Source organism: Bartonella sp. TT67HLJMS (genome assembly GCF_042193375.1).
In the GTDB taxonomy this organism is placed as follows: domain Bacteria; phylum Pseudomonadota; class Alphaproteobacteria; order Rhizobiales; family Rhizobiaceae; genus Bartonella; species Bartonella grahamii.
This window is the reverse complement of record NZ_JBHILP010000003.1, coordinates 101,597-115,388: the sequence shown is the minus strand read 5'-3', so window position 1 is coordinate 115,388 and position 13,792 is coordinate 101,597. Positions and strand designations below refer to the sequence as shown.

Annotated in this window: 15 protein-coding genes and 1 pseudogene; 12 read left to right on the top strand and 4 right to left on the bottom strand. The window is 33.2% G+C overall.

All coding sequences use genetic code 11. From position 1 onward, the window contains the following. Positions 1–73 precede the first annotated feature (73 nt). The 11 genes from sufC to ACFIJQ_RS02730 all read left to right on the top strand — a co-directional run bounded on the left by sufC (position 74) and on the right by ACFIJQ_RS02730 (position 9,035). Positions 74–829 carry a Fe-S cluster assembly ATPase SufC gene (gene sufC, locus ACFIJQ_RS02780; RefSeq protein ID WP_015856380.1) on the top strand — a complete coding sequence of 252 codons (756 nt, stop codon included), beginning with the start codon at positions 74–76 and terminating at the stop codon, positions 827–829. A gap of 11 nt (positions 830–840) precedes the next feature. Further along, positions 841–2,103: a Fe-S cluster assembly protein SufD gene (gene sufD, locus ACFIJQ_RS02775; protein WP_375628421.1), complete on the top strand. Its 1,263-nt coding sequence runs from the start codon at positions 841–843 to the stop codon at positions 2,101–2,103. A gap of 10 nt (positions 2,104–2,113) precedes the next feature. Beyond that, complete coding sequence (locus ACFIJQ_RS02770; protein WP_375628419.1) at positions 2,114–3,358, top strand: cysteine desulfurase; 1,245 nt, start codon at positions 2,114–2,116, stop codon at positions 3,356–3,358. Next, positions 3,351–3,752 carry an SUF system Fe-S cluster assembly protein gene (locus tag ACFIJQ_RS02765; RefSeq protein WP_273787976.1) on the top strand — a complete coding sequence of 134 codons (402 nt, stop codon included), beginning with the start codon at positions 3,351–3,353 and terminating at the stop codon, positions 3,750–3,752. Before ACFIJQ_RS02770 ends, ACFIJQ_RS02765 begins: the two co-directional genes overlap by 8 nt. 57 nt (positions 3,753–3,809) lie before the next feature. Beyond that, positions 3,810–4,559 carry a site-specific DNA-methyltransferase gene (locus ACFIJQ_RS02760; protein ID WP_375628418.1) on the top strand — a complete coding sequence of 250 codons (750 nt, stop codon included), beginning with the start codon at positions 3,810–3,812 and terminating at the stop codon, positions 4,557–4,559. A gap of 89 nt (positions 4,560–4,648) precedes the next feature. Next, entirely contained in the window at positions 4,649–5,041 is a 393-nt protein-coding gene (locus ACFIJQ_RS02755; RefSeq protein WP_375628416.1) for a DNA methyltransferase, read from the top strand. 54 nt (positions 5,042–5,095) lie between these two features. Further along, entirely contained in the window at positions 5,096–5,449 is a 354-nt protein-coding gene (locus ACFIJQ_RS02750; RefSeq protein ID WP_375628414.1) for a hypothetical protein, read from the top strand. A 253-nt stretch (positions 5,450–5,702) separates the two neighbouring features. After that, positions 5,703–6,155, top strand: a complete 453-nt coding sequence (locus ACFIJQ_RS02745; RefSeq protein ID WP_375628412.1) for a DEAD/DEAH box helicase family protein — start codon at positions 5,703–5,705, stop codon at positions 6,153–6,155. 546 nt (positions 6,156–6,701) lie between these two features. Next, positions 6,702–7,013, top strand: coding sequence for a hypothetical protein (locus tag ACFIJQ_RS02740; protein WP_375628410.1), 312 nt, complete (start codon positions 6,702–6,704; stop codon positions 7,011–7,013). A gap of 95 nt (positions 7,014–7,108) precedes the next feature. Continuing rightward, entirely contained in the window at positions 7,109–7,654 is a 546-nt protein-coding gene (locus tag ACFIJQ_RS02735; RefSeq protein ID WP_375628408.1) for a hypothetical protein, read from the top strand. A gap of 442 nt (positions 7,655–8,096) precedes the next feature. Beyond that, the gene (locus ACFIJQ_RS02730) at positions 8,097–9,035 is read left to right on the top strand and encodes a COG2958 family protein (RefSeq protein ID WP_375628406.1); all 939 of its coding nucleotides are present in this window, start codon (positions 8,097–8,099) and stop codon (positions 9,033–9,035) included. A gap of 559 nt (positions 9,036–9,594) precedes the next feature. Here the strand turns inward: ACFIJQ_RS02730 and ACFIJQ_RS02725 are convergent. The 4 genes and pseudogenes from ACFIJQ_RS02725 to ACFIJQ_RS02710 all read right to left on the bottom strand — a co-directional run bounded on the left by ACFIJQ_RS02725 (position 9,595) and on the right by ACFIJQ_RS02710 (position 12,781). Then, positions 9,595–10,121, bottom strand: a pseudogene (locus ACFIJQ_RS02725) (superoxide dismutase family protein). Positions 10,122–10,333: 212 nt separating this feature from the next. Continuing rightward, on the bottom strand, positions 10,334–10,690 hold the full coding sequence (locus ACFIJQ_RS02720; RefSeq protein WP_273787968.1) for a hypothetical protein: 357 nt from the start codon (positions 10,688–10,690) through the stop codon (positions 10,334–10,336). Then, on the bottom strand, positions 10,668–11,012 hold the full coding sequence (locus ACFIJQ_RS02715; protein WP_015856389.1) for a hypothetical protein: 345 nt from the start codon (positions 11,010–11,012) through the stop codon (positions 10,668–10,670). Before ACFIJQ_RS02715 ends, ACFIJQ_RS02720 begins: the two co-directional genes overlap by 23 nt. A gap of 542 nt (positions 11,013–11,554) precedes the next feature. Beyond that, positions 11,555–12,781: a UbiH/UbiF family hydroxylase gene (locus tag ACFIJQ_RS02710; protein WP_375628404.1), complete on the bottom strand. Its 1,227-nt coding sequence runs from the start codon at positions 12,779–12,781 to the stop codon at positions 11,555–11,557. Positions 12,782–12,963: 182 nt separating this feature from the next. On the opposite strand from ACFIJQ_RS02710, the gene pcsA reads away from it, so the two are divergent. After that, positions 12,964–13,776 (top strand): phosphatidylcholine synthase, encoded by an 813-nt coding sequence (gene pcsA, locus ACFIJQ_RS02705; protein ID WP_375628402.1) that lies wholly within the window; start codon positions 12,964–12,966, stop codon positions 13,774–13,776. Positions 13,777–13,792: the final 16 nt, after the last annotated feature.

Below are 13,792 nucleotides of genomic sequence, written 5' to 3'. Positions count from 1 at the left end.
ACAAAAGTAGATGGATGCTAAGGCAAAATAATACGCATTGGTATCTGAAAAACAGCCAAAACAGGATTAAATTATGTTAGAGATAAAAAATTTGCACGCCCGTATTGCTGGGACCGATACAGAAGTTATTCGTGGTTTAAACTTGACAGTTCAAGATGGAGAAGTTGCCGCTATCATGGGACAAAATGGAGCCGGAAAATCAACTTTGTCTTATTTGCTTGCTGGTCGTGATGATTATGAAATAACAGAAGGAGATATTCTCTATAATGGAAAATCGCTTTTAGAAATGGATCCAGCAGAACGTGCTACATATGGTGTTTTTCTTGCATTTCAATATCCAATGGAAATACCAGGGGTAGCAACGATGGAATTTTTAAAAGTTGCGATGAATTCTCAACGCAAAGCGCGTGGTGACAAAGAGCTTAAAATTCCTGAATTTATAAAATGTGTTAAAGAAGTTTCAGCCAAACTTGAAATAGATATGGATATGCTAAAGCGTCCATTAAATGTAGGTTTTTCAGGTGGAGAAAAAAAACGCGCTGAAATTTTACAAATGGCACTTCTTGAACCTAGACTTTGCATTTTAGATGAAACGGATTCTGGTTTAGATATTGATGCATTAAAAATTGTTGCAGATGGTGTTAATAAACTTCGGGATTCAAAACGTTCATTTTTGGTGATTACCCATTATCAACGGCTGCTTAATTATATTATTCCTGACACGGTACATGTTCTTTATAAAGGACAAATTATTAAAAGCGGAGATAAATCCTTAGCGCTTTATTTAGAGCAAAATGGGTATGCTGATCTTATCAGGGAAGCGGTTTGAGGTTATTGAATATGAATACACAACAAAACTTGTTAGCAGTTGAAGAAAATATACTCAGTAATTTCAATCAGTGTGTAAACGACTTACCTGGTAATAAAGCTGTACAGGAAATCCGCAAGAAAACTATTGAGCAGTTTCAAACGGCACAGCTTCCTTCCCGTAAAATCGAAAGCTGGCATTATACCAATCTGCGTACCTTACTGAAGTCTATTAGCAATTTTTCAAAAGTTCAAAACAATCAATTGGTTGATGCTTTGCTTTCAGAAAGTGCTGTTTTCTCCATAAACAATGGAAAAACATCGATAGAGTCAAAGGTAGATAATATTACAGTAAAACGCCTTTCAGATGCATTAGAAGATAATTCTGTACAGATAAATCAAAACATTTCCGATGAGGATTTTATTGGACAGTTAAATACAGCTTTTGTTACAGATGGTTGGCTTTTTCACATCCCTGAAAATACAAAGTTAAATATACCCATTGAATTACAAAATATACAAATGGGGGGACAATCTCATATTTTTTCGGATATAAAAGTTGATAAAAATAGTCAAGTTACGTTTATTGAACATCAGATTGGCAATGATAAAGATACCTTTGTCAGTTCAATATTTTCATTAAATGTTGCTGCTAATAGTGATGTTACATGGATTCTCATTCGCAATCGTGATTTTAATTCTACACAATTTGGTCGATTTTGTGCTGTTCTTGATCAAAGAGCGAAGTTATCACTTTATGTCATTAATATAGGGAGCCAATTAAATCGCCAAGAAGTCGATATTGAATTACAGGGAGAAGAATCTGATTTTCAATTACGCGTTATAAATTTATTATCAGGACAAACACATAGTGATCTAACAATGACTGTTCGTCACGTGGAAGAAAAATCAACATCAAGTGAAATTATACGCAATGTGGTTACAGATAAGGCTGCTGGTGTTTTCCAAGGAATAATACGTGTGTCTCAAAAAGCGCAAAAAACAGATGCACGCATGGCTTGTAATAGCCTTATTCTTTCAGACGATGCAGAATTTAATGCAAAGCCTGAACTGGAGATTTTTGCTGATGATGTTGCATGCGGTCATGGTGCAACAGTTGCTAATATTAATCATGATTATCTTTTTTATCTTATGGCGCGTGGTATCCCATTTAAAACGGCTCGTGCACTTTTGATTAAAGGATTTATCTCTGAGCTCATTGATGAGATCAAGCAAGATAATATTCAAATTGCTTTGGAGAATATCATTAGTAAATGGCTTGAAAAAAATGTTTAAGGTAGAAAAAATGGAAAATAACGTAAAAACATTTACTTATAATGTCGAAGAAATTCGGCGTGATTTTCCTCTTTTGGACCATCAAGTTTATGGAAAGCGATTAGCATATCTTGATAGTAGTGCTTCTGCCCAAAAACCAGTGTCTGTACTCAATGCAATGAATAATTATTATCATTATAGTTATGCTAATGTGCATAGGGGAATGTATTTTTTAGCCAATATAGCAACACAATCATATGAAAATTCTCGTGAAACCGTTCGTGTTTTTCTAAATGCTCAAAAAGCTGAAGAAATTGTTTTTACGAAAAATGCAACAGAAGCTATTAATACCGTTGCTTATGGTTGGGCTATGCCCAAACTCAAAGAAGGTGATGAGATTGTTCTAACGATCATGGAACATCATTCAAATATTATTCCTTGGCATTTTCTCCGTGAACAAAAAGGTGTTAAACTTATTTTTGTTCCTGTCGATGAAAATGGTATTCTGCACACTGAAGATTTCCAAAAGGCTTTAAGCGAAAAAACGCGGCTTGTTGCTATTACGCATATGTCCAATATATTAGGAACTGTACCTCCTGTTAAAGAGATTATTAAGCTCGCACATCAAAATTCTATTCCTGTTCTTGTTGATGGTTCTCAAGGAGCAGTACATTTAACCGTTGATGTGCAAGATCTCGATTGTGATTGGTATGTCTTTACAGGTCATAAGCTTTATGGTCCCACCGGTATTGGTGTTTTGTATGGTAAAGAAGATAGACTAGAAGAAATGCGTCCTTTTCAAGGGGGAGGGGAAATGATCGAGGAGGTAACAACCGATAAGGTTTTTTATAATGCTCCTCCTTACCGTTTTGAAGCAGGCACTCCTCCTATTGTTGAAGCTATTGGATTAACTGCAGCTATTGATTATATACAAGAGAAAGGTCGTAGCACGATTCATGCCCATGAGAGGTCCCTTTTAGCTTATGCGCAGGAAAAACTTAAAATGGTTGAGTCATTGCGTATTTATGGTCATTCTCCCAATAAAGGAGCTATTATATCATTTACAATTGAAGGGATTCACGCCCATGATATCGCTATGTTTATTGATAGAAAAGGAGTTGCAATACGCGCGGGAACCCATTGTGCACAGCCTTTATTACAGCGCTTTGGTCTAACATCTATTTGTCGGGCATCATTAGCCATGTATAACACTCAAGAAGATGTAGATCAATTAGTAGAAGCATTGAAAGAAACAAGGACATTTTTTAATGGCTGAATCAATTGAAGAGCGTCATTCTACAGAATCTGTTGAAACTGTAAGCGAAAATAAAAAATCTTATATATCAGCAATTCCAGCAGATGAAATTGATCGTATGACGAATGATATTATTGCTGCTCTCAAAACAGTTTATGACCCAGAGATTCCTGCTGATATTTATGAGCTTGGACTGATTTATCGTATTGATATTGAAGATGATCGTTCAGTAAAAATTGAAATGACTCTTACAGCACCGGGATGTCCTGTTGCTGGTGAAATGCCGGGGTGGGTAGAAAATGCAGTCAGTGCAGTTGAAGGGGTTTCGTATGTTGAAGTCACTATGACTTTTGATCCACCATGGACACCTGATTGTATGTCAGAAGAAGCTCAAATTGCTGTCGGATGGTACTAACAATACTGTTCGTGAATGCATCGTTTTTCTCAAACATTTGGATTTAAAAACGATTACATGCATCATAATAAACAAAAATTAGAACTTAACTGGATTGGAAAAGAGAAACGTCCCAAACTAAAAACTCATATCTTATTAGAAGATCGTGAAAAATCTTATCATGCCTCACATCAAATATCATCTCAGGATATTTTTGATAATAAACTTATTTTTGGTGATAATTTACTCGCACTCAAAGCACTTGAGAAAGAATATACAGGCAAGGTAAAATGTATCTATATCGATCCGCCTTATAATACAGGTAATGCTTTTGAACATTATGAAGATGGTTTAGAGCATTCCATATGGCTAAGTTTTATGAGAGACAGGCTAGAATTGTTACATCATTTACTGGCGGATGATGGAAGTATCTGGATTTCCATTGATGATGATGAACAAGCCTATCTTAAAGTGGTGATGGATGAATTTTTTGGTCGCCAAAATTTCATCAACAATATTATTTGGCAAAAGAAATATGCTCCACAAAATGATACAAAATGGCTTTCTGATAACCATGATTTTATAATGGTTTATGCCAAAGATAAAATGTTTTGGCGTCCTCAATTGCTTCCTCGTTCAAGCGATATGGATGCGCGCTATAAAAATCCTGATAATGATCCTCGCGGTCCTTGGAAATCTGGAGATTTATCCGTAAAAAGAGTGACGCTTAAGGATATTTATGAAATCATCACACCTTCTGGACGCAAGGTGATGCCCCCTAATGGTAGAAGTTGGGCTATGAATGAAAAAAGTTCTTTGAATTATTAAAAGATAATCGTATTTGGTTTGGTCCAACAGGAAGCAATGTTCCTTCTCTGAAGCGTTTTTTATCAGAAGTAAAAAATGGTACGGTTTCAATGACGATTTGGCCCTATATAGAAGTGGGGCACAACCAAGATGCCAAAAAAGAAGTCAAAGTTTTTAATTCTGATAATGTCTTTACAACTCCTAAACCGGAACGGTTAATGGAACGCATCATTCAACTTGCCACCAACCCCGGTGATCTTATACTGGATTCTTTTGCTGGTTCTGGCACGACCGGTTCTGTTGCTCATAAAATGGGAAGAAAGTGGATTATGATTGAACTTGGTGAACATTGTCACACCCATATTATCCCTCGTTTAAAACAAGTCATTGATGGAACTGATCAAGGGGGAATTTCCAAAAGTGTCAATTGGCAAGGTGGCGGGGGATTCCGTTATTATCGCCTTACACCTTCTCTGTTGCAAAAAGATCCATGGGGACAATAGATTATTAGTCGCGAATATAATGCTGCGATGCTTTCAGAAGCAATGTGCAAACATATGGGGTTTACCTATGCACCTGATGAAAATCATTATTGGATGCAAGGGTATTCAACTGCGACAGATTATATTTATGTCACAACAAACGCTATGACTCATGAATACCTCCGTATTATAAGTAAAGAGGTAGGCTCTCATCGCACTTTGCTGATTTGTGGGACAGCATTTGATACAAAATCAGCATCATTTGAAAATCTAACACTCACTAAAATTCCCCGTGCAGTATTAGAAAAATGCGAATGGGGAAGGGATGATTACAGTTTAAATATAGCCAATCTTGAACCAATGATTGTGGTAAAAGAAAGCAACAAAGATAAAGATATTGCACAAAAAGAATTAGATCTATTTGAATAATATATAAAACGCGGAATTTTTCATAAACACTGTTGAAAAAAGGATTTCTGCTCGCTTATCGTTGTGTAATCCTCAACGTGAGTCTTTAAATATTTTGGTAAAAATCTTAAAAAATATAGAGCTTTCTAAAAATGCTGATTTGGTTGCAGAGTTGGAAGTGATAAAAAATCTTTATCCTTCTGTATAAGATTTTGAACAAAACTTTCCTTCTTTTTGTTTTGCTTTAGCAACGGGTGTGGGAAAAACGCGACTTATGGGTGCTTTTATCAGCTATCTTTATTTAACAGGTCGCAGTCGCCATTTTTTTATTTTAGCTCCAAATTTAACTATTTATGAAAAATTAAAACAGGATTTTAGTCTCCAAAGCCCAAAGTATGTCTTTAGTGGAATAAGTGAATTCATTGCAAATAGACCTGTTATTATTACAGGTGACGATTATGAAAGTGGTAAAGGTATTCGCACTGATGATCAGCACTTTCAAGGACAAAAGCGTTTGTTTGAGAGTAAGGATACAGCCTTTATCAATATTTTTAATATTTCTAAAATTAATACAACAGATAACAAAAAAGGTGCATTAAAATCCAGTATTCCAGCAATTAAACGCTTGCAAGAAACGATTGGCGAAAGTTATTTTGATTATCTCGTAAATCTTCCTGATTTAGTTTTGTTAATAGATGAAGCACATCGTTATCGTGCTTGCTGCTAGTGCAATGGCAATTAATGAGTGAAAACCTGTTTTAGGAATAGAGCTTACAGCGACACCAAAAACAATAGGTGCAAAACCTGTAGATTTTAAAAATGTTGTTTACAGCTATTCACTTGCAGAGGCTATGAGGGATGGTTTTGTAAAAGAGCCTGCTGTTGCTACGCGTAAAGATTTTCAACCTCAAAATTATACATTTGAGCAATTAGAACATATCAAATTGCAAGATGCAATTCATGCCCATTAAAATGTGAAAACAGATTTAGTTGCCTATAACAAAAAGTTCATTAAGCCTTTTATTTTAGTTATCGCTCAAGATACAACTCATGCACAAAAACTACGGAATTTATTGGAATCACATAATTTTTTTCATGTACCTATAAGGGAAAAATTTTAGAGATTCATACAAAACAGTCGAATATAGAAGAAGAGCAAAATATTCAAAAGCTTATTGCAATTGAAGATTCTCATGAACCAACAGAAATTGTTATTCACGTTAATAAATTAAAGGAGGGGTGGGATGTCACGAATCTTTATACTATTGTACCGTTGCGTGCATCGGCTTCAGAAATTTTAACAGAGCAAACAATTGGGCGTGGATTGCGTTTGCCTTATGGGTATAGAACAGGCGTGGAAGCCATTGATCGTTTAACAATTATTGCGCATGATCGTTTTCAAGATATTATTGATCGTGCAAAGGATCCAAACTCAATTATAAAAAAGCATATTGAGATTGGAAAAGGGGGAGATATACCCTCTGAAAAAACAGATATAGTGACGGTTCTAAGTCAAGTAGAAGCTTTATTTATAAGAACGATAGTAACACGTAGTTCCGATATAAATGGAACATCTGATTTATAAGGTATCATGTTACGTAATACAGATACCCCTACATAACGCCTGAGGAGCAAGAAATTGCAGCGATCGCGTGGGATATTATCAAAGAGAATGATAAATTGCCAAGTTCTCAAATGCTTTATTCTGCACCTATACAAGAAAAAATTTCTAATAAAGTTATGAATATTAAGCCTTCATCACAAAAGTCTCTTGTATCAAAAGTGGTTACAATTTTGACAAAAGAATTAGCAGAATTGATGATAGATATTCCCAATATTGTATTCATACCTTCGCGTGACGTGACTTATGGTTTTTCTGATTTCGATTTGAAAAATCTAGAAAGCTTAAATTTGCAACCTGTTAGTAAAGAACTTTTAATTCGAGAATTGCGTACCCATAAAAGTATTTTTCTCACTTCTAAGAATGAATATGTCAAATATCTTTGTGAGCCTAAAAAAGCCTCTGAAATGCAAAATCCTATTGTGTTAAAAAAGAGAGAAGCTGCAGTTCAATGGTGTTGTCATGCAACGCGCTATGCGGCTACTTATGGCGGTAAAAAATGGTATTATGTTTTTATTCCCCATGATGCTATTAAAGCAAATAGTAGTTTTGGAGGTTTGTGTGCAGAGTTTACCATTGCAGAATCTATACTTGAGAGCTCATAACTTTTTGCGTCAAAAATAGAACACATAAGTTTTTTAATTGACGAATGTGAGGTTCAATCAAATGTTTGAATAATTATTTTTAATTTTTTGCACTATCGCATCATTAATTTAAAAGTATTAAGGAGTTCTTAAATCAAAAAATTAATATTTTTTTCTAACGACATTAAAATAAAAGGAAAAATGTATAGAAAAGTTACACAAGATTGTGATTTTTTATGGAGATTTTTAGCACATTTACCAATTTTTTATAAAAGTACAATCTTATTTTCCTTATGTAAAAAAATCTTTGAGTTTATAGTCACAAATTCAAAAAATATTTTAATTTTATTAATTAATTTGATAAATGTGCTTTTTTTAAAAAACTTAGACAGTTTATTGTTCTTTCATTTAAAACGCCTGAATATAATGAAATACCCAGAGGATAAAAGGGGGAGTTTTTCATATGACTTTAAATTTAACAAACACTGTTTTTAATTTTTTAAGGAAAAACCCGACAAAAAAGTTTACAGCTCGAGAAATTGCTCAATGGATATTTGAAAATTACCCAGAAAAATGCCGTCAAAAACAAAAGAATTCAACGGCAATAATCACTCCCCTTAATAGTGATGCAGCTCTTATTCAGCAAATTGTTGCTGAAATAGGGGCAAAACGCCCTCAGTTACAAAAGCGTTATTCAGAAATTAAAACCACTGAAGGACGACCGCGACAATATTATTTTACTGAACAAACAGATAGTGCTGAAATTGATGCAATAGAGGACAATGCAAAGAGTAGAACAGAAGATGACTCTGTTAAAGAGCATGATCTTTATCCGTTATTATCTAAATTTTTATGGTCAGAGCTTGCAGTTTACAGCAAGCGCATTAATGAGAAATGTTCTCGTAATAAACATGGTGCAGGCGGAAATAAATGGCTTTATCCAGATCTCGTAGGAATGCAAGATTTAAGCAGTGAATGGAATCGTGAAATCAAAGATTGTGTTTTGCAATATTTTGATAAAAAAACGAAGCTTTGGTCTTTTGAAGTAAAAATTCTCATCAATCGTTCAAATTTACGAAAAGCATTTTTTCAAACAGTTAGTAATTCGTCATGGGCTAATTTGAGTTATTTAGTTGCTAGTGAAATTGAAGGAGTTGATACATTAAAAGAGCTTCGAATGCTTTCAAGTTTGCATGGAGTTGGATTTATAAGACTTAATAAGGAAAACTCTTCCGAGAGTGAGATTTTAATTCCTGCCAAAGAACGTAGTGATATTGACTGGGATACTGCTAATAGACTAGTGGAGGAAAACAAAGACTTTCTTGATTATATTAAGCTCATTCGTCAATTTTATCAAACTGGCGAGATGCGTCCACTAGATTGGGATCATATGTATCCATGAAAGGTATTTTCAAAAAAAACTCTATTGTTTAAAAGCCCTTATTTTCAGAGTGATAAAAAATTACTCTAATTATTTTATTTGACTTATTATATTGATTTATAATGATAATGAGTCATTTGTTTTAAACTTAAATGAGGGAGGTAAATATCCTAGCATTCAATCTTTTAAAACCACCTTATATTGATATTGTATCAATCAAAATTGTTTGCGTGCATCTCATGAGTGGGCTTGAGTAGGGGAAGAGTAAAAATTCTGTTTTAGACCCGTTCTATTTTGTGTGTGGGACGTAATTCCATTAGATACTAGACTTAATAATTATAATTTATTACAAATTTGATATTTTAGAAAGTGAAATTCAATTTTCTTGCTTTTTTTACATCAAACATTGAAAATATTACTTCCTCATATTGAAGTCTTCTTACGGAGAATTTATACTACTATTTCTTTAATTTCCATTGTTATTCGTTTTGATTATTATTAAGTTTTTTGTTATCCAAATTAAACATTCAAAAAACTTTACTCTTATAAAATATTCACACAGTTTGCCACAATATTCTCTTTATTTTTCAATAATATCGCACGCCAAACGCGCACTACCTCCGCCAAGCGGTAATGGTTTGTCTGATTGATTATCTGCTCCTAAATGAATGACTAAAGAGTGCCCTTTAATTTCAGAGATTTTTTTAATCGTGGAGCAAGAACGCTCATCATAGCATATCCTTGCTTATCAACATAAAGTGCTGGTAAATCACCAAGATGACCATTGACATTATAAGGTCCTAAATGTTTTCCGGTATGTTCCGGATCATAATGTCCACCTGCGCTTCCACCAATTATGCCATCTTTTGTATCACATGAAGGATTTACATGTACATGAAAACCATGCATCCCTTCTGATAAAGTAGATAAATTAGGGATGAAAATCAAACCGTATGTATTTTCTTCAATTTTAATGCTACCAATAGCCTTTTTGGAATTATTATCTTCTAATTTATAAATATTTACTTGTGTTGATAGTGCTAATGCAGAATTTTTATGAATTAAAAATGCCATAAAAATCAATAATGATAATAATATTTTTTTCATAAAATACCTTATAATTATATTTAAATAAATTTTATCTATAAAAATAATCTATATTATTAAATATATATGATTGTATTAAATTGAAATTTAAGAAAAATAATTTACATAGAAATATTATTTCATTTATAATACGATAATCATTTCATCAAAAACAGAACATATAATTTGTTAATGACTTAATTATTTTTCATAGAAAAAATGACGAAAAATTTTTATTCATTATGAAATTTATAAGAGAAAGAATTATTATGATTCATATAAATTTCCCATAAAATACAGCATATACCGACACTTCCTCCCATTCCTGATCCTATCAGTGTTCCTATTATCATTCCGGCAGAAAGTGCTACTCCTATACCCATTGCGATAACTGGACCAAATCCTGGAAGAGCAATATAACCATAAGCTGCAAGAGTTGCTGCGATAGCTCCTGATATGCTACCATTTAAACCGCCAATGAAAGCAAATTCTTTAATAGAATGGCAGCACTTTTTTAATTTTTTTTCCTTACAGCTATGAACAGAAACGTTACTGTAAGTTTTAAAATCAATCATATTTTTTTCTTTCATTTTGAATGCTAACTGTTCCTGAATAGTCAACGGATACGAAAAAATGGGACTTTTTAAATTTTACTAAAGCACGCCAGATGCCTTTGTCATCTAAACGCAATCGTTTAATATTCTCAAAACCATTTTGCATAAGACAATTTTTAACTTGTGAAGCAGTAAATGAGTTCTGACCTATTTTAGTGACATTTTGAGTAGAGCTATAGGTAAAGGCTTGACAATAAGGAAGATGAAAAACCTCACTGATTGAAGTAGTGACTGTCAACGAGACACATACAATCATTATAAAAAAAATACTTAATTTCAAAAATTTATTTAGTTTCATCTTGTCACCATTTGTTGAAACAACACTTCATTAACCTCTGTGTTACTAACAAGTTCCCAAGATGATTTTATTTTTAATATTATACTTAATGATAAAAAGTTTTGAAACTCTATTGATTAAATAAAAATGTTTTTTATTATTTATTTTCTTATTAAAATTAATGTTATAAAATAACTATTTCAAAATGGTATTATTTTTCATTTGCTTTATAGTGTAAACTTTAACAGACATGATTTAGCAAGATATCTTTACAATTCCATCTGTAGTCTATAGTTAACTTAATTATTATGCTTATTAGTTTTTTATCTGTAATTTTTATATTTCATACAAAACTATAAGAAATATATTTATTATAATTATTTTTTCTTATTTTATATTAGTATGCTAAATATATATAATAATTTTTAATAAAAAATGATGTATAGTACTAATAATTTTACATGTTTTATTACAAAAACTCAAATAGAAATAATTTTTCTGTGGTATTGATACCTTATTGACTTATTATTATTTGTTTATTTTACGTTATTATCCATTATTGCTCAGTAGAGCTGTTTAGATGATTTTGTTGGAAATATTTGCATAATTTCCTTGAATCCATAACCGGGATACATTCCTTCGCGCATAAATAAATTACGTAATGGTGAAAAACTATGTAACAAACCAAGCCCAACGCTTCGTATCATATGAACAGGCAACATATGAGAAAGTAGAGCAGAGTTAAGTGTATGAACAGCTCCACTTCGGATTAATATATCTGGTTTGCGGCATTTGTTATAATGCGCAACAATCATTTCAGAGTTAGAGTTGGACATTTTATTGGGTAAAATATCAATCAAAGTTTGGACATCACGGAATCCTAAATTCAATCCTTGTGCTCCAATAGGGGGAAAAACATGAGCGGCTTCACCCACTAAAATTGTTCGATTAGCAGCAAAATGATGAGAAAGAAGTCCTGAAAGCGGCCATGCTTGAATTGATGTTTCTAAGCGTAGCTTTCCAAGCATTGATTGCATTTGGTTTTCGATCATTTTTGCAATTTCTTTTGGTTCTATATTCAACAATTCCTCAGCACGAGAAGGATGAACAACCCATACAAGACTAGATCTTCGCCCTGGTAAAGGAACCTGTGTAAATGGACCATGTTCTGTATGAAATTCGGTTGATGTATTTTGATGAGAAAACTCATGAGAAAAGTTGAGAACAAGTGCTTTTTGTGGATAATTCCACTGTTTGACACTTATTCCTGCTGCGGCACGTGCAAGAGAGTGACGTCCATCAGCAGCAACAACAAGTGGAGCTTGAATGACTCTATGATCAGCAAGAGTAATACATACATGGTTTTTTGTGTGATGAAAAGATTTGGCTGCCGAAACAAATCTTGTAATATTGGGCGTATGTGTAATAGCATCGACTAAAGCACTGTTCAATTTTACATTAGGTATATTATAGCCAAAAGCTTTTTCACCAATTTCAGCAGAAGAAAAATGCACCGTAGGAGCATGCACAATTCTAGAAGTTATATCTACAATCCTCATGTAGGATAAAGCAGCAGCATATTTTTGAATATTATTCCAAATATTGAGTTTTTGAAGCATTCGTATTGCAGGCATCATAAGAGCAGTTGTCCGTAACTCATCTGTATGAGCAGGGGGGCCAACAAGAAAAACAGAAAACCCCTCATGTGCAAGACACAGTGCGGACAACATTCCCACAGGACCTGCACCAATAACAGCAATATCTTTATGCTCTTTCTTTTCAAATATCACAACGATTTGAACCTTTGTCCATTGAGAAAATATTTTAACATTTCCAAATGATCACTCTCTTTTTATTATATGAAGCTCTTCTATTATAGTATGTAATAAATAATGCGATATAAAAAAGTAACCTTTTTATGATTTTTTTAAATGCTGGGTTATATCATCGGTAAAAAATGGCGTATTGATAGATGGTTGAAGACTTTAAAAACGAGGATAAGAAAACCTTGAAACGTAAACTAACAAAGAAAATTAAAACAAATGCTAAATTATTACGCCATAAAAAAGTAACAATGCCACAAGCAAAGGCTTTTTCTGTTCATTTACTAACAGCTTCGGGATCATTTTTAGCGTTTCTTTCTCTTATATCAGCCTCTCAAAAAGAATGGACAGCTATGTTCTGTTGGCTTGGGCTTGCACTTCTCGTTGATGGTATAGATGGACCAATTGCACGCAAACTTGATGTTAAATACGTTCTTCCAACATGGTCTGGAGAGCTGTTAGATAATATTATTGATTACGTGACTTATGTCTTAATTCCTGCTTTTGCACTCTATCAAAGTGGTTTTATGGGGATAGGGTTATCGTTTTCATTGAGTGCAATTATTGTTATTTCATCTGCTATTTATTATGCAGATACTAGCATGAAAACCAAAGAAAACTTTTTTAAAGGATTTCCTGTTGTTTGGAATATGATGATTTTTACGCTTTTTGTCGTAAGACCGGGAGAGTGGATTACTTTTATCATTATTGTTTTATCGGCGATTATATCTTTTTTGCCAATTTATTTTATCCATCCAGTAAGAGTCCTTCGTTTACGCAGAATTAATTTTCCAATTTTTCTCTTATGGTGTTTTTTTGGTGTTTCTGCATTCTTTTATCAACTAGAGGCTCCCTATTGGGTTAAAATAGGAATTTCAGTAACAGGAATTTATATATATTGTATTGGCGCAATCATGCAAATATTTCCTCAACTTGGGGCAAAAAATATAAAAAAACAATAAATAGTCGTTTTAAGAA